At 51.1% G+C, this 18,070-nt stretch carries 17 protein-coding genes; 13 read left to right on the top strand and 4 right to left on the bottom strand.

Features of this window, described 5'->3' with window-relative positions; genetic code table 11:
• Positions 1-2 precede the first annotated feature (2 nt).
• From rbsA to kup, 3 genes are all read right to left on the bottom strand, one after another.
• Positions 3-1,508 (bottom strand): ribose ABC transporter ATP-binding protein RbsA, encoded by a 1,506-nt coding sequence (rbsA, locus tag AL515_RS01530; protein ID WP_003023764.1) that lies wholly within the window; start codon positions 1,506-1,508, stop codon positions 3-5.
• Between the two features lie 7 nt (positions 1,509-1,515).
• Positions 1,516-1,935 (bottom strand): D-ribose pyranase, encoded by a 420-nt coding sequence (rbsD, locus tag AL515_RS01525; RefSeq protein WP_003023766.1) that lies wholly within the window; start codon positions 1,933-1,935, stop codon positions 1,516-1,518.
• Between the two features lie 192 nt (positions 1,936-2,127).
• On the bottom strand, positions 2,128-3,996 hold the full coding sequence (kup, locus tag AL515_RS01520; protein ID WP_048213793.1) for a low affinity potassium transporter Kup: 1,869 nt from the start codon (positions 3,994-3,996) through the stop codon (positions 2,128-2,130).
• Between the two features lie 331 nt (positions 3,997-4,327).
• Between kup and ravA the strand changes: the two genes are divergently transcribed.
• Positions 4,328-5,824 carry an ATPase RavA gene (gene ravA, locus AL515_RS01515; protein ID WP_048213792.1) on the top strand — a complete coding sequence of 499 codons (1,497 nt, stop codon included), beginning with the start codon at positions 4,328-4,330 and terminating at the stop codon, positions 5,822-5,824.
• Positions 5,818-7,269, top strand: a complete 1,452-nt coding sequence (gene viaA / locus AL515_RS01510) for an ATPase RavA stimulator ViaA (protein WP_061066900.1) — start codon at positions 5,818-5,820, stop codon at positions 7,267-7,269. The genes ravA and viaA overlap by 7 nt, the downstream gene beginning before the upstream one ends.
• 3 nt (positions 7,270-7,272) lie before the next feature.
• On the opposite strand, the gene asnA is transcribed toward viaA, so the two are convergent.
• Positions 7,273-8,265: an aspartate--ammonia ligase gene (gene asnA / locus AL515_RS01505; protein WP_005121446.1), complete on the bottom strand. Its 993-nt coding sequence runs from the start codon at positions 8,263-8,265 to the stop codon at positions 7,273-7,275.
• A 151-nt stretch (positions 8,266-8,416) separates the two neighbouring features.
• Between asnA and asnC the strand changes: the two genes are divergently transcribed.
• From asnC to atpG, 11 genes are all read left to right on the top strand, one after another.
• Positions 8,417-8,875 (top strand): transcriptional regulator AsnC, encoded by a 459-nt coding sequence (gene asnC / locus AL515_RS01500; protein WP_003023780.1) that lies wholly within the window; start codon positions 8,417-8,419, stop codon positions 8,873-8,875.
• An 88-nt stretch (positions 8,876-8,963) separates the two neighbouring features.
• A complete protein-coding gene (gene mioC / locus AL515_RS01495; RefSeq protein ID WP_048213790.1) occupies positions 8,964-9,413 on the top strand; it encodes an FMN-binding protein MioC in 450 nt (149 codons plus the stop codon).
• 372 nt (positions 9,414-9,785) lie between these two features.
• Positions 9,786-11,675: a tRNA uridine-5-carboxymethylaminomethyl(34) synthesis enzyme MnmG gene (gene mnmG / locus AL515_RS01485; protein ID WP_061066899.1), complete on the top strand. Its 1,890-nt coding sequence runs from the start codon at positions 9,786-9,788 to the stop codon at positions 11,673-11,675.
• A 102-nt stretch (positions 11,676-11,777) separates the two neighbouring features.
• Positions 11,778-12,401 carry a 16S rRNA (guanine(527)-N(7))-methyltransferase RsmG gene (rsmG, locus tag AL515_RS01480; RefSeq protein WP_048213788.1) on the top strand — a complete coding sequence of 208 codons (624 nt, stop codon included), beginning with the start codon at positions 11,778-11,780 and terminating at the stop codon, positions 12,399-12,401.
• 614 nt (positions 12,402-13,015) lie between these two features.
• Positions 13,016-13,396 (top strand): F0F1 ATP synthase subunit I, encoded by a 381-nt coding sequence (atpI, locus tag AL515_RS01475; RefSeq protein WP_048213787.1) that lies wholly within the window; start codon positions 13,016-13,018, stop codon positions 13,394-13,396.
• A gap of 8 nt (positions 13,397-13,404) precedes the next feature.
• The gene (gene atpB / locus AL515_RS01470) at positions 13,405-14,220 is read left to right on the top strand and encodes a F0F1 ATP synthase subunit A (protein WP_005121454.1); all 816 of its coding nucleotides are present in this window, start codon (positions 13,405-13,407) and stop codon (positions 14,218-14,220) included.
• 46 nt (positions 14,221-14,266) lie between these two features.
• The gene (atpE, locus tag AL515_RS01465; RefSeq protein ID WP_000429386.1) at positions 14,267-14,506 is read left to right on the top strand and encodes a F0F1 ATP synthase subunit C; all 240 of its coding nucleotides are present in this window, start codon (positions 14,267-14,269) and stop codon (positions 14,504-14,506) included.
• Positions 14,507-14,565: 59 nt separating this feature from the next.
• A complete protein-coding gene (gene atpF / locus AL515_RS01460; protein ID WP_040232304.1) occupies positions 14,566-15,036 on the top strand; it encodes a F0F1 ATP synthase subunit B in 471 nt (156 codons plus the stop codon).
• A gap of 14 nt (positions 15,037-15,050) precedes the next feature.
• On the top strand, positions 15,051-15,584 hold the full coding sequence (atpH, locus tag AL515_RS01455; RefSeq protein WP_048213786.1) for a F0F1 ATP synthase subunit delta: 534 nt from the start codon (positions 15,051-15,053) through the stop codon (positions 15,582-15,584).
• A gap of 12 nt (positions 15,585-15,596) precedes the next feature.
• A complete protein-coding gene (gene atpA, locus AL515_RS01450; protein WP_003827026.1) occupies positions 15,597-17,138 on the top strand; it encodes a F0F1 ATP synthase subunit alpha in 1,542 nt (513 codons plus the stop codon).
• A gap of 50 nt (positions 17,139-17,188) precedes the next feature.
• Positions 17,189-18,052 carry a F0F1 ATP synthase subunit gamma gene (gene atpG / locus AL515_RS01445; protein ID WP_005121458.1) on the top strand — a complete coding sequence of 288 codons (864 nt, stop codon included), beginning with the start codon at positions 17,189-17,191 and terminating at the stop codon, positions 18,050-18,052.
• The last annotated feature ends 18 nt before the right edge of the window (positions 18,053-18,070 follow it).

The raw sequence follows: 18,070 nt of genomic DNA, 5'->3' as shown, positions 1-18,070 counted from the left end.
TTTTACTCCTGATTCACGCGATTAAGCTTGCCCACAGCGGCAGCCATTAATACTTCCTGAGTGGCCTGCTCGCGAGTGAATTCACCGCCGAGATGCCCTTCATGCATAACGATAATTCGATCGCTCATGCCCAATACTTCTGGCATCTCAGAAGAGACCAGAATGATGCTCAGCCCATCGGCCTTAAACTGGTTGATAAGCTGATAGATTTCTTTTTTCGCCCCAACGTCAACGCCGCGCGTTGGTTCATCAAGGATCAGCACTTTTGGTCGGGTCATCAGACCGCGCGCAATCGCTACTTTCTGCTGGTTACCGCCGGAGAGCAGGCCGATAGCCTGTTCCATCGATGGCGTTTTAACATTGAACAGGCGAATAAAATCTCCCACCGCCTGCTGCTCATCTTTATGTTTTAGGCTTCCGCCTGCACGGCTGAAATAGCGCAGCGCGGTCAGTGACATGTTCTCTTTCACCGACATACCGAGCACTAAACCATCGCGTTTACGGTCTTCAGAAATATAGACGATGCCGTTAGCCAGTCCATCCTGCGGCGAACGGGTAACCACTTCATGGCCATCAAGCGTGACGTAGCCGCTGGTGCGTGGCAATGCGCCGTACAACACTTTCATCAGCTCGGTACGTCCTGCACCCATCAACCCCGATACGCCAAGGATCTCGCCTTTACGCAGCGTGAATGACACATCGTTTACGCCAGGGCCGCACAAATTATCGACTTTCAGGCGAATATCACCCGGCGCTTTTTCCAGGCGCGGGTACTGATCTTCCAGTTTACGTCCCACCATCATTTCAATCAGCGAGTCTTCGGTAAGCGATGCGACTTCACGCTCGGCAATAAACTGCCCGTCGCGAAAGACGGTTACGTCATCGCAAATCTCGAAGATCTCTTTCATGCGGTGAGAAATATAGACAATGCCGCGTCCCTGGGATTTCAGTTCGCGAATGACGCGGAACAGGGATTCGGTTTCAGTATCGGTGAGGGCATCCGTCGGTTCATCCATAATGATGACCTTCGATTCAAAGCTCAGCACTTTGGCGATTTCAACCATCTGCTGATCGCCAATCGACAGCTCACCGACCAGCCTGTCGCTTTTAAAGCGCAGATTGAGTTTGGCGAGCAGCAGATCGGCTTCGGCGTACATCTTCTTCCAGTCTATTTTGCCAAAGCGATTCACAAACTCGCGACCGAGAAAAATGTTCTCGGCAATAGTGAGTTGCGGGATCAGGTTCAGCTCCTGGTGGATGATACCGATTCCGGCTTCCTGGGAGGATTTCGGGCCGTTAAAGGTGGTCTCTTTACCCAGCCACAATAAGGAACCGGCATCACGGGTGTAGATTCCGGTCAGCACCTTCATCATGGTGGATTTGCCCGCGCCGTTTTCGCCCACCAGCGCCATTACGCGGCCTGGGTAGACATTCAGCGCGGCTCCGGATAGCGCTTTTACGCCCGGGAACGCTTTATCGATCCCTTTGAGTTGCAGTAATGCGTTCATGATGGCCTCAGAACGTGACGCCAGCACAGAGAATGATATTCGCATACGGAGAACATTCTCCGCTGCGAATTACCGCCTGACTGTCTGCGGTTTGTTTTTTGAATTGTTCATGCGTGGTGTAACGAATTTCTATGGTGTTTCCCTGGTGTTGTTGCAGTTGCTCAATGTGACTGAGCAACGTTTCGTGGAGTTGCGGATTATGTTGTTTAATTTCCGACGCGAGAATGGCCGCCTCGACCTGCATTTCACGTGTAACCACATCCAATACCTGCATAAAAGAAGGTACGCCCTGGGTTAATGCCATATCGATACGCGTTGTGCTGTTCGGGATGGGTAAACCTGCATCACACACCACCAGCGTATCGGTATGCCCCAGACGGGAGATCACCGATGAAATTTCAGAGTTGAGTACCGTGCCTTTCTTCATTTTCTTTCCCCACTAGCGAAACGTTTCGCTGAAGATAAGTGTAGTTCGAAGAGTGGACAGAAAACCACCGCGACGTTACGAAAATGTGATCGCCATCGAAACGTTTCGCAAGGATTATCATGAGATGAAAAGAAAACTGAGAGGGGTCAAACAAAACGCCCCCTTTCACGATGAAAGAGGGCGTTAACAACATTAAATCTCGACCTGCGTACCGAGTTCAATAACCCGGTTCGGTGGGATTTCAAACTGGTCCGGCGCGCGCAGCGCATTGCGCTGTAGCAGCAGATACAGCTTGCCGCGCAGGCGCAGATACCATGGTCGTTTGCCGACAATCAACGACTCGTGCGACATGAAGAAGGAGGTTTCCATCATCCGACAGCTTAAGCCTTCCAGACCGCAGCGGTGGAACACTTCTTCAACGTTTGGCGTTTCACGCCAACCGTAGCTGGCCACCACGCGCCAGAAGGTAGGCGACAATTGCTCAATCTGCACTCTACGTACATTGTGTACATAGGGCGCGTCTTCCGTACGCAGCGTCAGCAGAATAACGCGTTCATGCAGCACCTTGTTATGTTTCAGGTTATGCAGCAGCGCAAACGGGATGACGTTCAACGCACGGGACATATACACCGCCGTTCCTGGCACGCGCACCGGTGGGGATTTCTCCAGCGACGCAATCATCGCCTCCAGAGAGTTACCGTGCTCATGCATGCGACGCAACAGACGGAAGCGTTCGCTTTTCCAGGTCGTCATAATAGTGAACATCACCAGACCCAGCGAGAGCGGCAACCAGCCGCCTGAAACGAGCTTATCGAGGTTTGCAGAGAACAACGGAACATCGATGCACAGGAACGCAACCAGGATCAGAAAGACGAAGTATTTATTCCAGTGCCAGTTTTGCCGCGCCACGGTCGTCGACAGAATGGACGTCAGTACCATCGTTCCCGTTACCGCAATACCGTACGCAGCAGCCAGATTACTGGAGTGCTCAAAGCTCACGATCACGATAACCACGGCGAAATAAAGCATCCAGTTTACGAAAGGAATATAGATCTGACCCGATTCCATTTCTGAAGTATGGATAATCCGCATCGGCGATAAATACCCCAGACGCACAGCCTGGCGCGTCAGTGAGAATACGCCGGAAATAACCGCCTGCGAAGCGATTACCGTCGCCAGCGCGGCAAGGATCAGCAGCGGAATCAGCGCCCAGTCCGGTGCCAGCAGGAAGAACGGGTTTTTGATCGCTTCGGGATGCTTTAACAGCAATGCACCCTGACCAAAATAGTTCAAAACCAGCGAAGGCAATACGACGGAGAACCATGCAAGACGAATCGGTAACTTACCGAAGTGGCCCATATCCGCATACAGCGCTTCAACACCGGTAATCGACAGCACCACCGCGCCCAGCGCAATAAAGGACAGCGTTTTGAATTCCAGGAAGAAATGAACAGCCCAATACGGATTTAGGGCATGCAACACTTCCGGATTTGCAATAATGCTGCGTACACCCAGCACGGCAAGTACCAGGAACCATATCAGCATAATCGGCGCAAACAGCTTACCGACCATGCCGGTACCGTGTTTTTGAATCAAAAACAGCAGGGTAAGTACGATAATAGAGAGAGGAACAATCCAGGTGTCCAGTTGTGGAGCAATAATCTCCAGACCTTCAATCGCCGACATCACCGAAATGGCTGGCGTAATCACCACCTCGCCATAGAAAAAGCTGCCGCCAATCAATCCCATTATCACCAGCATCGAGGTCGTTCGCGCCGACGTATTACGCCCGGCCAACGACATCAGCGTCAGGATCCCACCTTCCCCGGCGTTATCAGCACGCATAACAAATGACAGATACTTAACGGAAACAACCAGAATCAGCAGCCAGAAAATCAGCGAGAGAAAACCAAACACGGCATCACGTTCAACGCCAAAACCAAACTGCCCGGACAAACATTCACGAAGCGTATAAAGTGGGCTGGTACCAATATCACCGTAGACAACCCCAATGGCCGCGAGGGTAATCGCAGACAATGATTGCTTATTATCAGTGCTCATAGACTCGTCTTTCGTTTATACACATCATCGTTCAAGCTACCTCCGCGTTGGCTGCATTCGTTATTCCGCCCATCCCAGGGAATAACTCCATTGCCGCCTTGGTGCAGCTTGATTGATATGGTGTATATATAAGAAATGTGTGCGTCGTCCCTTGGCCCACAAAAAGGCGCACAGTATGCACGATTAATCGCAAAATCGTACCCCTAAATGAGACCAGATTAATCTGGCTCAAAGAAAAATAAACGCGCCTTCAGTCTATTACAGCCCAGGGGCGAAACATCTATACTCGCTGTTTAACGCGGTACATTTGGCGAAAGGACGCCACTTCATTATGGCTCACCCACATTTATTAGCGGAAAGAATTTCCCGTCTGAGCAATGCGCTGGAAAAGGGACTTTATGAACGTAGTCACGCCATTCGCCTTTGTCTGCTGGCCGCGCTCAGCGGCGAGAGCGTCTTCTTATTAGGCCCTCCTGGGATAGCGAAAAGCTTAATCGCTCGCCGACTGAAGTTTGCCTTTAAAAATGCCCGTGCTTTCGAATATCTGATGACGCGCTTCTCGACACCTGAAGAGGTCTTTGGCCCGCTATCCATTCAGGCGCTTAAAGACGAAGGTCGCTATGAGCGCTTAACAGCAGGCTATCTTCCTGAAGCCGAAATTGTTTTTCTCGATGAAATCTGGAAAGCAGGCCCGGCCATTCTCAACACCCTGCTAACCGCCATTAACGAACGCCACTTCCGCAACGGCGCACACGAGGAGAAAATCCCGATGCGCCTGCTGGTCGCGGCCTCCAACGAACTACCTGAAGCAGACAGCAGCCTGGAAGCATTGTACGACCGTATGCTGATTCGCCTGTGGCTGGATAAAGTACAGGACAAGGCCAACTTCCGGTCCATGCTGTTAAGCCAGCAGGATGAAAGTGACAACCCCGTTCCAACAACGTTACAAGTGACCGATGAAGAGTACTACCAGTGGCAAAAAGACATTGGCAAAATCACGCTTCCCGATCGTGTATTTGAATTGATTTTCACCCTGCGCCAGCAACTGGATGCGCTACCGAACGCCCCCTACGTATCTGACCGTCGCTGGAAAAAAGCAATCCGCTTACTCCAGGCCAGCGCCTTCTTTAGCGGGCGCGATGCTGTTGCGCCTATCGACCTTATTCTGCTGAAAGATTGCCTGTGGTATGACGCGCAAAGCCTGAATCTGATGCAGCAACAAATCGAAATATTGATGACCGGGCACGCCTGGCAGCAGCAGGCAATGTTGACTCGCCTTGGGGCAATAATGCAGCGCCGCATCCAGCTACAGCAGCAGCAAAGTGATAAAACGGCCTTCACGGTAATTCGTCAGGGTGGAATGTTCAGCCGCCGTCCTCATTATGATTTACCGCCGGAAGCCAACACTTCCGTACTGACGCTGCTACTGCAAAAACCCCTAAAACTGCACGATATGGAGGTTATCCATATTGCCTTTGAACGCGGCGCTCTGGAGCAGTGGCTGACTAAAGGCGGTGAGATCCGCGGAAAATTAAACGGCATCGGATTTGCCCAGACGCTGAATATGGAAGTCGACAGCGCTCAGCACCTGGTCGTGCGCGACGTCAGTTTGCAAGGTTCTCGCCTGGCACTACCCGGCGCATCAGAAGAAAGCATGCCCAGTGAGATAAAGCAGCAACTTGAAGCGCTCGACAACGAATGGCACCAGCAGCACAGCGAATTTAGTGAACAGCAAAAATGTCTGTTTATTCATAGTGACTGGTTAGGCCGCATTGAAGCCAGCCTGCAGGACGTCGGTACACAGATCCGACAGGCACAACAATGCTGACCCTTGATACGCTAAATATCATGCTGGCGGTCGGCGAAGAGGGGATGATTGAAGAGATGATCATCGCACTGCTGGCTTCCCCGCAGATGGCGGTCTTTTTCAAAAAATTTCCCCGGCTAAAAAAAGCGATTACTGACGATGTTCCCCGCTGGCGCGAAGCGTTACGTAACCGCCTCAAAGATACCCACGTACCGCCGGAGCTCACAGAAGAGGTCATGTGCTATCAGCAAAGTCAGCTCCTCTCCACTCCGCAGTTTATCGTCCAGCTACCGCAAATCTTAGCGCTCCTGCACCGACTCCACTCGCCATGGGCTGGGCAAGCGCAGCAACTGGTTGATGACAACAGTACTTTTACGCCCGCACTGCATACACTATTTCTCCAGCGCTGGCGCCTGAGCCTGGTGGTTCAAACCACCACGCTTAATCAGCAGCTACTGGAAGAAGAACGCGAACAGTTGCTCAGTGAAGTGCAGGAACGGATGACGCTCAGTGGTCAACTGGAACCTGTGCTGGCGGAAAATGACAACGCAGCGGGTCGTTTGTGGGACATGAGCGCAGGTCAAATCAAGCGCGGTGATTATCAGCTAATGGTGAAATACGGCGAGTTCCTGACGCAACAACCCGAACTCCAGCGCCTGGCCGAGCAGTTAGGTCGTTCCAGAGAAGCGAAATCCGTGCCGCGTAAAGACGCGCCAATGGAAACATTCCGTACGCTGGTGCGTGAACCGGCCACCGTCCCGGAGCAGGTGGATGGCATCCAGCAAAGTGACGATATCCTGCGCCTGCTACCGCCAGAACTGGCCACGTTGGGCATTACCGAACTGGAATACGAGTTCTACCGCCGGCTGGTGGAAAAGCAACTGCTGACCTACCGCCTGCACGGCGAAGCATGGCGTGAGAAGGTAACAGAACGTCCGGTGGTGCATCAGGATTTTGACGAGCAGCCGCGCGGACCTTTTATCGTCTGCGTTGATACATCAGGATCGATGGGCGGATTTAATGAGCAGTGTGCGAAAGCCTTTTGCCTGGCGCTAATGCGCGTCGCCCTTGCCGATAACCGGCGCTGTTTCATTATGCTGTTTTCAACAGAAGTCGTGCGCTATGAGCTATCCGGTCCGGAGGGTATCGAACAGGCGATCCGTTTTTTAAGTCAGCGCTTTCGCGGCGGTACAGATATCGCCAGCTGTTTTCGCGCCATTATTGAACGCATGCAGGGTCGGGAATGGTTTGATGCCGATGCGGTGGTGATCTCAGATTTTATCGCTCAGCGATTACCTGATGAAGTTGTCAATAAAGTGGGGGAATTGCAGCGAGTGCACCAGCATCGTTTTCATGCTGTGGCGATGTCAGCACATGGCAAACCCGGCATCATGCGCATTTTCGATCATATCTGGCGCTTTGATACCGGGATGCGAAGCCGCCTGCTCAGACGCTGGCGGCGTTAATTTTTACAGCAGAGATGCGACGCTTTCACGGACCTGTGCAGGCCACACACCGCACTGAACCTGGCCAATGTGCGGCAACTGCAGCAGCAGCATCGTCAGGCGTGACTGCCCAATACCGCCACCAATGGTCTGCGGCATTTCACCGCGCAGCAGTGCCTGGTGCCACTCCAGACTCAGGCGATCTTCATCTCCGGTCAGAGCAAGTTGGTGTTTCAGCGCATCGGCATCCACGCGGATCCCCATAGAAGACAGTTCAAACGCATCTTCCAGTACCGGGTTCCAGACCAGAATATCACCGTTCAAACCGGCATGACCCAGTTCGGACGCTGAACTCCAGTCATCATAATCCGGAGCACGAACGTCATGACGGTGGCCGTCACTAAGTTTGCCGCCGATCCCGACCAGGAACACCGCGCCCAGCTCTTTTGCAATCGCACGTTCACGACCTTTTGCGTCAAGATCCGGATAACGAGATAACAGCTCCTGGCTATGCACAAAGTGGATCTGCTCTGGCAGGAACGGTGCCAGACCAAATTCTTTGCTTACCGCAGCTTCGGTGGCCTTAATTCCCGCCCAGATAGCCTCTACCGTGCTTTTCAGAGTGGAAAATTGACGCTCACCGTCGCCCATCACGCGCTCCCAGTCCCACTGATCAACATACACTGAGTGCAGCGGGGAGAGGCGATCTTCATCGGGACGCAGGGCCTTCATGTGCGTGTACAGCCCTTCGCCTGCGCTAAAGTCGTGTTGTCCTAACGTTTGACGCTTCCACTTCGCCAGGGAATGAACCACTTCGAATTGAGCGTCCGGCAATGCTTTAACCTTCACCTGCACCGCTTTTTCACAGCCCGACAAGTTATCCTGCGTGCCATCTCCTACGCGGCTGAGGATCGGTGCCTGAACTTCGATCAGACCTAAACGCTCTTCCAGCTGGCGAGAAAAATGAGATTTTACGAAGCTAATTTGACGTTGTTTGGCAATGTAAGCGGTTTTCATTATGTGTACTCCTGTGTCCTGTTGCCTATGATTAAGCAACAGAATGGAGGTAATATTCAATAATCCACAAACAAAAAGCCGACTTCAATTTTGATTCGTTAAAAATAACGTCTAAAATAGAGTGAATCATTAATCTACATAAGAAAAACCTATGGAAAATTATCAGATCGACAATCTGGACCGCGGCATTCTTGACGCCCTGATGGAAAATGCCCGTACCGCCTACGCTGAATTAGCTAAACAGTTCGGCGTCAGCCCGGGGACAATTCACGTTCGTGTAGAAAAGATGAAGCAGGCTGGGATTATTACCGGCGCGCGAATTGATGTCAGTCCAAAACAACTGGGTTATGACGTCGGCTGCTTTATCGGCATTATCCTGAAAAGTGCAAAAGACTATCCGTCAGCGCTGGCCAGACTGGAAAGTCTCGATGAAGTGACCGAGGCGTATTACACCACCGGGCACTACAGCATCTTTATTAAGGTAATGTGTAAATCTATCGATGCCCTGCAACAGGTACTTATCAACAAGATCCAAACAATTGATGAAATTCAGTCCACTGAAACCTTGATCGTCTTGCAGAACCCGATCATGCGTACCATCAAGCCCTGATCGCTTTTTTTAATCCCCTATTTTTCCACAGGTAGATCCCAACTCGCTCACAGCGTACAATGCTGCCTCTTCATCGAGGTAGCGATCAATGGCAGATATCACTCTTATCAGCGGCAGCACGCTTGGCAGTGCGGAATATGTAGCAGAACATCTGGCAGAAAAGCTGGATGACGCCGGTTTTTCCAGCGAAATACTGCATGGACCGATGCTCGACGAGGTTCCGACTCAAGGGGTTTGGCTGGTTATCAGCTCAACGCACGGTGCGGGAGACATTCCGGATAACCTGCAACCTTTATATGACGCATTGCGTGAGCAGAAACCGGATCTTTCGCAGGTACGCTTTGGTGCCATCGGCATTGGTAGCCGCGAATATGACACGTTCTGCGGTGCGATTGACAAGCTGGAAGCTGAACTGAAGGCCTGCGGGGCGAAACAGATCGGTGAAACGCTCAGGATCAACGTACTGGAACATGAGATTCCGGAAGATCCGGCAGAGATTTGGCTGGGATCCTGGCATCCATTGCTCAGAGATTTGTAAAGATCGTACTTTTTTATGTGGATAACTCTGGTTAAAAGCTTGGATCAACCGGTAGTTATCCAAAGAATAACTGTTGTTCAGTTTTTGAGTTGTGTATAACCCTTCATTCTGATCCCAGCTTATACGGACCAGGATCACCGATCATTCACAGCTAATGATCCTCAACAACCCGTTGATCTTATTCAAAGGATCGCCCTTATCCACAGATAGTTGCGATCCTAATAAGAGATCACAATAAAACAGATCTCTAAATAAAAAGATCTTCTTTTTAATACCCAGGATCCGAGGTCTTTCTCCATCGACTAAAGTTGAGTAGAATCCACGGCCCGGGCTTCAATCCATTTTCACACCGCGTTATGCGAGGCAATTACCATGTTTTATCAGGATCCTTTTGACGTCATCATCATTGGCGGGGGTCATGCAGGCACCGAGGCTGCAATGGCCGCGGCGCGAATGGGTCAACAGACCCTGCTGTTGACACACAATATCGACACTCTGGGACAGATGAGCTGTAACCCGGCGATTGGCGGCATTGGGAAGGGACACCTGGTAAAAGAAGTGGATGCACTTGGCGGCCTGATGGCAACCGCAATTGACCATGCTGGTATCCAGTTTAGAATACTAAACGCCAGCAAAGGCCCGGCAGTTCGCGCCACCCGTGCTCAGGCGGATCGCGTGCTCTATCGTCAGGCTGTACGTACTGCGTTGGAGAACCAGCCGAATCTGATGATCTTCCAGCAAGCGGTTGAAGATCTGATTGTTGAAAACGATCGTGTTGTCGGTGCAGTGACTCAGATGGGTCTGAAGTTCCGTGCCAAAGCGGTTGTATTAACCGTAGGGACTTTCCTCGACGGGAAAATTCACATTGGTCTGGACAACTACAGCGGTGGCCGTGCTGGCGATCCGCCGTCTATCCCACTGTCACGTCGCCTGCGTGAGCTACCGCTGCGCGTTAGCCGTCTGAAAACCGGCACACCGCCGCGTATAGATGCGCGTACCATCGATTTCAGCGTACTTGGCCAGCAAAACAGCGATAACCCAATGCCGGTCTTTTCGTTCCTTGGCGATGTTTCTCAACATCCGCGCCAGATGCCGTGCTACATCACGCATACTAACGAGAAAACCCATGATGTGATCCGTAATAACCTCGATCGTAGCCCGATGTATGCTGGCGTGATCGAAGGTATCGGCCCACGTTACTGCCCGTCGATCGAAGACAAAGTGATGCGCTTTGCCGATCGTAACCAGCACCAGATCTTCCTTGAACCGGAAGGACTGACGTCTAACGAAATTTACCCGAACGGTATTTCCACCAGCCTGCCGTTTGACGTGCAGATGCAAATTGTCCGCTCCATGCAGGGGATGGAAAATGCCAAAATTGTCCGTCCTGGCTATGCTATTGAGTATGATTTCTTCGATCCACGCGATCTGAAGCCAACCCTGGAAAGTAAGTTCATTCAAGGTCTGTTCTTTGCTGGTCAGATTAACGGTACAACCGGTTACGAAGAAGCCGCTGCGCAAGGTTTGCTGGCGGGTCTGAACGCCGCACGCTTGTCCGCTGACAAAGAGGGGTGGGCACCTGCGCGTTCTCAGGCCTATCTTGGTGTGCTGGTGGATGACCTGTGTACGCTGGGCACCAAAGAACCGTACCGCATGTTTACTTCGCGTGCAGAATACCGTTTGATGCTGCGCGAAGATAACGCCGATCTCCGTCTGACCGAAATTGGTCGTGAACTGGGTCTGGTGGGGGATGAACGCTGGGCGCGCTTCAATGAAAAACTGGAACGCATCGAACAAGAACGCCAGCGTCTGAAATCTACCTGGGTGAACCCGTTAGCGGAGTCCGCAGCAGAAGTGAATGCTCACCTGGCGACACCTCTGTCACGTGAAGCAAGCGGTGAAGATCTGCTGCGTCGTCCGGACATGACCTATGCACAACTGACGTCATTGTCTGTATTTGCACCCGCGCTTGATGATCCTCAGGCGGCTGAACAGGTTGAAATTCAGGTTAAGTACGAAGGTTATATTGCCCGTCAGCAGGATGAAATCGAAAGACAACAGCGTAACGAGAATACGTTGCTGCCTGCGACTCTGGATTATCGTCAGGTTTCCGGTTTGTCGAATGAAGTTATTGCCAAGCTGAACGATCACAAACCGGTGTCAATCGGCCAGGCATCGCGCATTTCAGGTGTCACGCCTGCCGCCATCTCCATTCTGCTGGTTTGGCTGAAAAAACAAGGTATGCTGCGCCGTAGCGCTTAATCACACTATTTGGGCGGGGGCGTTTCGCTTGCCCGCCCTGCAAATTTGTCGACCCGATACGCTATAGCTTATCGGGTCATTGATTATTAACAGGTAACGACCGTGCTCAACAAACTCTCTCGTCTGCTGGCTGATGCTGGTATTTCTCTTACCGATCACCAGAAAAATCAGCTGATTGCGTATGTCGATATGCTGCACAAATGGAATAAAGCGTACAACCTGACATCGGTGCGGGATCCCAACGAAATGCTGGTGCGCCATATTCTGGACAGCATTGTTGTCGCCCCCCATCTGCAAGGCGAGCGTTTTATTGATGTCGGCACGGGACCGGGCTTACCAGGAATTCCTCTTTCTATCGTGCGTCCTGAGGCGCATTTTACTCTGCTGGATAGTCTGGGAAAACGCGTACGTTTTCTGCGTCAGGTACAACATGAACTTAAACTGGATAACATCACTCCAGTGCAAAGCAGGGTAGAAGAATTCCCTTCCGAGCCGCCTTTTGATGGAGTGATAAGTCGTGCTTTTGCGTCTCTTAACGACATGCTGAGCTGGTGCCACCATTTGCCTGGTCAAAACGGGCGTTTTTATGCTTTAAAAGGGCAATTACCGGAAGATGAGATCGCCACATTGCCTGCGGCGTTCAGCGTCGAATCAGTTGTAAAATTACGGGTTCCACAACTGGATGGTGAGCGTCATTTGGTGGTTATTAAGCCAAACAAAATTTAATTTTTATCAAAAAAAATAGAAAAAAAACGGCTCTTCAGGTGTTAAAAGTCATAGGGAATAGTGTGGTTAAATGTCGTTACATTTCACTAATGTCTTACGGTTTTGCATCATAACTATAACGTACCGTTTTTTGTTAAAAGTGAAACAAGTCAACTGTGAAAATATCAGCCTGCTAAAAATAGAATCAAAGAATCACCGCTTGTGTTAATTTTTTATTATAAATGTCAATGGGTGGTTTTTTTGTTGTTATTCGCTATTTTTAAAACAGTAACGGATTTTAGGCTTAAATATCAAAAAGTTGAAATGGCATCATTTGCCAAGTAAATAAATAGTGCAGGGGCGAATATGCTTAATATGTGATCTGGTGCACGCTTTGCAGCCAGTGTTTACGCGGCTTTTGCAGTTTTGCATGATCGTTCACAGTTTGCCGAAAAGTAATAAATGTGGCCTGGAGAAAAATATTTAAACATTTATTCACTTTTTAGCTACTTATTGTTTGAAATCACGAAGCCGCACCGTATAATTTGACCGCTTTTTGATGCTTGACTCTAAGCCATAAAGAACGTTTTATACGACACGCGGCATACCTCGAAGGGAGCAGGAGTAAAAACGTGATGTCTATGTCGCTCTTGAGTCGAAACGTTGCTCGTAAGCTTTTGCTCACACAGCTTCTGGCGGTAATAGCAAGTGGATTGCTGTTTAGCCTCAAAGACCCTTTCTGGGGCATCTCCGCATTGTGCGGGGGATTGGCAGTGTTACTGCCTAATATGTTGTTTATGATATTTGCCTGGCGTCACCAGGCACATACACCAGCAAAGGGCCGAGTGGCCTGGACGTTCGCTTTCGGCGAAGCCTTCAAGGTGTTAGCTATGCTGGTTTTGCTTGTGGTGGCGTTGGCGGTTTTGAAGGCGGTGTTCTTACCGCTGATCGTTACGTGGGTTTTGGTGCTGGTGGTTCAGATACTGGCACCGGCTGTAATTAACAACAAAGGGTAAAAGGCATCATGGCTTCTGAAAATATGACGCCGCAGGAATACATAGGGCACCATCTGAATAACCTTCAGTTGGACCTGCGTACTTTCTCGCTGGTAGATCCGCATAACCCCCCAGCCACCTTCTGGACGCTCAATATTGACTCCATGTTCTTCTCGGTGGTGCTGGGTCTGTTGTTCCTGCTTATGTTCCGTAGCGTTGCTAAAAAGGCAACCAGCGGCGTACCAGGGAAATTTCAGACCGCGATTGAGCTGGTAATCGGCTTTGTTCATGGCAGTGTCAAAGACATGTACCATGGCAAAAGCAAGGTTATCGCACCGCTTGCCCTGACGATCTTCGTTTGGGTCTTCCTGATGAACCTGATGGATTTACTGCCAATCGACCTGCTGCCGTATATTGCTGAGCATATACTGGGCCTGCCGGCGCTGCGCGTGGTTCCGTCTGCGGACGTAAACATCACCCTGTCGATGGCGCTGGGCGTGTTTATCCTGATTCTGTTCTACAGCATCAAAATGAAAGGCATCGGCGGCTTCGCGAAAGAGTTGACGCTGCAGCCGTTCAATCACTGGGCGTTCATTCCTGTCAACTTAATCCTTGAAGGGGTAAGCCTGCTGTCCAAACCAGTTTCTCTTGGTCTGCGACTGTTCGGCAACATGTACGCTGGTGAGCTGATTTTCATTCTGATTGCTGGTCTGTTGCCGTGGTGGTCACAGTGGATTCTGAATGTGCCGTGGGCCATTTTCCACATATTGATTATCACGCTGCAAGCCTTCATCTTCATGGTTCTGACGATTGTCTATCTGTCGATGGCGTCTGAAGAGCATTAATTTACCAACACTACTACGTTTTAACTGAAACAAACTGGAGACTGTCATGGAAAACCTGAATATGGATCTGCTGTACATGGCTGCCGCTGTGATGATGGGTCTGGCGGCAATCGGTGCTGCGATCGGTATCGGCATCCTCGGGGGTAAATTCCTGGAAGGCGCAGCGCGTCAACCTGATCTGATTCCTCTGCTGCGTACTCAGTTCTTTATCGTTATGGGTCTGGTGGATGCTATCCCGATGATCGCTGTAGGTCTGGGTCTGTACGTGATGTTCGCTGTCGCGTAGTAAGCGTTGCTTGAATTAAGAGCAATATCAGAACGTTAACTAGATAGAGGCATTGTGCTGTGAATCTTAACGCAACAATCCTCGGCCAGGCCATCGCGTTTGTCCTGTTCGTTCTGTTCTGCATGAAGTACGTATGGCCGCCATTAATGGCAGCCATCGAAAAACGTCAAAAAGAAATTGCTGACGGTCTTGCTTCTGCTGAACGAGCACATAAGGATCTTGACCTTGCAAAGGCCAGCGCGACTGACCAGCTGAAAAAAGCGAAGGCGGAAGCTCAGGTAATTATCGAGCAGGCAAACAAACGCCGTGCTCAGATCCTGGACGAAGCTAAAACTGAAGCAGAGCAGGAACGTACTAAAATCGTGGCACAAGCGCAGGCGGAAATTGACGCCGAGCGTAAACGTGCTCGCGAAGAGCTGCGTAAGCAAGTTGCTGTCCTGGCTGTTGCTGGCGCCGAGAAGATCATCGAACGTTCCGTGGATGAAGCTGCTAACAGCGACATCGTGGACAAACTTGTCGCTGAACTGTAAGGAGGGAGGGGCTGATGTCTGAATTTATTACGGTAGCTCGCCCCTACGCCAAAGCAGCTTTTGACTTTGCCGTTGAGCACCAAAGCGTTGACCGTTGGCAGGATATGCTGACGTTTGCCGCTGAGGTGACGAAGAACGAACAAATGGCAGAGCTTCTCTCTGGCGCGCTGGCGCCGGAAACGCTCGCTGAGTCGTTTATCGCAATCTGCGGTGAGCAGTTGGACGAAAATGGCCAGAACCTGATTAAGGTAATGGCTGAAAATAACCGTCTTAATGCGCTCCCGGATGTTCTTGAGCAGTTTATTCACCTGCGTGCAGCCAGTGAGGCTATCTCTGAGGTAGAAGTCACTTCTGCCAATGCACTGAGTGATGAACAGCTTACGAAGATTAGTGCAGCGATGGAAAAACGTCTGTCACGCAAAGTTAAGCTGAATTGCAAAATCGATAAGTCTGTAATGGCAGGCGTAATCATCCGTGCGGGTGATATGGTCATTGATGGCAGCGTACGCGGCCGTCTTGAGCGCCTTGCAGACGTCTTGCAGTCTTAAGGGGACTGGAGCATGCAACTGAATTCCACCGAAATCAGCGAACTGATCAAGCAGCGCATTGCTCAGTTCAGTGTTGTGAGTGAAGCTCACAACGAAGGTACTATTGTTTCTGTAAGTGACGGTGTTATCCGCATCCACGGTCTTGCTGACTGTATGCAGGGGGAAATGATCTCTCTGCCGGGTAACCGTTATGCTATCGCACTGAACCTGGAGCGCGACTCCGTAGGTGCAGTTGTGATGGGTCCATACGCTGACCTCGCCGAAGGCATGAAGGTTAAGTGTACGGGTCGTATTCTGGAAGTTCCGGTTGGCCGTGGCCTGCTGGGTCGTGTGGTGAACACTCTGGGTTCCCCAATTGACGGTAAAGGTCCGGTTGATAACGATGGCTTCTCGCCAATCGAAGTTATCGCACCAGGCGTAATCGAACGTCAGTCCGTAGATCAGCCGGTACAGACCGGTTATAAATCCGTTGATGCCATGATCCCAATCGGTCGTGGTCAGCGTGAGTTGATCATCGGTGACCGTCAGACCGGTAAAACCGCGATGGCAATCGATGCCATCATCAACCAGCGTGACTCCGGCATCAAATGTGTGTACGTGGCTATCGGCCAGAAAGCGTCCACCATTTCTAACGTGGTTCGTAAACTGGAAGAACACGGCGCACTGTCCAACACCATCGTTGTTGTGGCGACCGCGTCTGAATCTGCTGCACTGCAATATCTGGCACCTTATGCTGGTTGCGCAATGGGCGAATACTTCCGTGACCGCGGTGAAGATGCACTGATCGTTTATGATGACCTGTCCAAACAGGCTGTTGCTTACCGTCAGGTTTCCCTGCTGCTCCGTCGTCCACCAGGACGTGAAGCATTCCCGGGCGACGTATTTTACCTCCACTCCCGTCTGCTTGAACGTGCTTCCCGCGTTAACGCGGAATACGTTGAGAAATTCACCAATGGTGAAGTTAAAGGTAAAACTGGCTCCCTGACCGCTCTGCCGATTATCGAAACCCAGGCGGGTGACGTTTCCGCGTTCGTTCCGACCAACGTAATTTCCATTACCGATGGTCAGATCTTCCTGGAAACCAACCTGTTCAACTCCGGTATTCGTCCGGCAGTTAACCCGGGTATCTCCGTATCCCGTGTAGGTGGCGCAGCGCAGACCAAGATCATCAAGAAACTGTCCGGTGGTATCCGTACCGCGCTGGCACAGTATCGTGAACTGGCAGCGTTTTCTCAGTTCGCTTCCGACCTTGACGAAGCTACGCGTAAGCAGCTGAGCCACGGTCAGAAAGTAACTGAACTGCTGAAGCAGAAACAGTATGCCCCAATGTCTGTTGCACAGCAGGGCGTGGTGCTGTTTGCGGCTGAACGCGGTTACCTCGAAGATGTGGAACTGGCGAAAATCGGTAGCTTCGAAGCCGCTCTGCTGGCTTACGTTGACCGTGATCACGCTCCGCTGATGCAAGAGATTAACCAGTCCGGTGGCTATAACGATGAAATCGAAGGCAAGCTGAAAGCTATCCTCGATTCCTTCAAAGCAACCCAGTCCTGGTAACGTCTGGCGGTCTGTCTTAGGGCGGACCGCAAGGCATTGAGGAGAAGCTCATGGCCGGCGCAAAAGAGATACGTAGTAAGATCGCAAGCGTCCAGAACACGCAGAAGATCACTAAAGCGATGGAGATGGTCGCCGCTTCCAAAATGCGTAAATCGCAGGATCGCATGGCGGCCAGCCGTCCTTATGCAGAGACCATGCGCAAAGTGATTGGTCACCTTGCGAATGGTAATCTGGAATATAAGCACCCTTACCTGGAAGAACGCGACGTTAAGCGCGTGGGCTACCTGGTGGTGTCGACCGACCGTGGTCTGTGCGGTGGCTTGAACATTAACCTGTTCAAAAAGCTGCTGGCGGATATGAAAACATGGTCCGATAAAGGCGTTCAGTGCGACATCGCAATGATCGGCTCTAAGGGCGTGTCTTTCTTTAATTCCGTAGGCGGTAACGTGGTTGCTCAGGTAACCGGTATGGGGGATAACCCTTCCCTGTCCGAACTGATCGGCCCGGTTAAAGTGATGCTGCAGGCCTATGATGAAGGTCGTCTGGACAGACTGTACGTTGTCAGCAACAAATTTATTAACACCATGTCTCAGGTTCCTACTCTCACTCAACTGCTGCCTTTACCGGCTTCAGAAGATGAAGAGTTAAAACAAAAAGCCTGGGATTACCTGTATGAACCAGACCCGAAACCGCTGCTGGATACCCTGCTGCGTCGTTACGTTGAATCTCAGGTTTATCAGGGCGTGGTAGAAAACCTGGCCAGCGAGCAGGCCGCACGTATGGTGGCGATGAAAGCCGCGACCGACAATGGCGGCAGCCTGATTAAAGAGCTGCAGTTGGTATACAACAAAGCTCGTCAGGCCAGCATTACTCAGGAACTCACCGAAATCGTCGGTGGTGCATCCGCGGTATAACCAGGTTAATTCGTAGAG

The sequence above is a fragment of the Citrobacter sp. FDAARGOS_156 genome, assembly GCF_001559235.2.
Taxonomy (GTDB): Bacteria; Pseudomonadota; Gammaproteobacteria; order Enterobacterales; family Enterobacteriaceae; genus Citrobacter; species Citrobacter youngae.
This window is presented reverse-complemented; position numbering and strand designations above follow the sequence as displayed.

Excerpts from the sequence above, each read along its gene's own strand:
- rbsA (WP_003023764.1), bottom strand. The coding sequence starts at position 1,508 with ATGAACGCATTACTGCAACTCAAAGGGATCGATAAAGCGTTCCCGGGC.
- rbsD (WP_003023766.1), bottom strand. The coding sequence starts at position 1,935 with ATGAAGAAAGGCACGGTACTCAACTCTGAAATTTCATCGGTGATCTCC.
- kup (WP_048213793.1), bottom strand. The coding sequence starts at position 3,996 with ATGAGCACTGATAATAAGCAATCATTGTCTGCGATTACCCTCGCGGCC.
- ravA (WP_048213792.1), top strand. The coding sequence starts at position 4,328 with ATGGCTCACCCACATTTATTAGCGGAAAGAATTTCCCGTCTGAGCAAT.
- viaA (WP_061066900.1), top strand. The coding sequence starts at position 5,818 with ATGCTGACCCTTGATACGCTAAATATCATGCTGGCGGTCGGCGAAGAG.
- asnA (WP_005121446.1), bottom strand. The coding sequence starts at position 8,265 with ATGAAAACCGCTTACATTGCCAAACAACGTCAAATTAGCTTCGTAAAA.
- asnC (WP_003023780.1), top strand. The coding sequence starts at position 8,417 with ATGGAAAATTATCAGATCGACAATCTGGACCGCGGCATTCTTGACGCC.
- mioC (WP_048213790.1), top strand. The coding sequence starts at position 8,964 with ATGGCAGATATCACTCTTATCAGCGGCAGCACGCTTGGCAGTGCGGAA.
- mnmG (WP_061066899.1), top strand. The coding sequence starts at position 9,786 with ATGTTTTATCAGGATCCTTTTGACGTCATCATCATTGGCGGGGGTCAT.
- atpI (WP_048213787.1), top strand. The coding sequence starts at position 13,016 with ATGTCTATGTCGCTCTTGAGTCGAAACGTTGCTCGTAAGCTTTTGCTC.
- atpB (WP_005121454.1), top strand. The coding sequence starts at position 13,405 with ATGGCTTCTGAAAATATGACGCCGCAGGAATACATAGGGCACCATCTG.
- atpE (WP_000429386.1), top strand. The coding sequence starts at position 14,267 with ATGGAAAACCTGAATATGGATCTGCTGTACATGGCTGCCGCTGTGATG.
- atpH (WP_048213786.1), top strand. The coding sequence starts at position 15,051 with ATGTCTGAATTTATTACGGTAGCTCGCCCCTACGCCAAAGCAGCTTTT.
- atpA (WP_003827026.1), top strand. The coding sequence starts at position 15,597 with ATGCAACTGAATTCCACCGAAATCAGCGAACTGATCAAGCAGCGCATT.
- atpG (WP_005121458.1), top strand. The coding sequence starts at position 17,189 with ATGGCCGGCGCAAAAGAGATACGTAGTAAGATCGCAAGCGTCCAGAAC.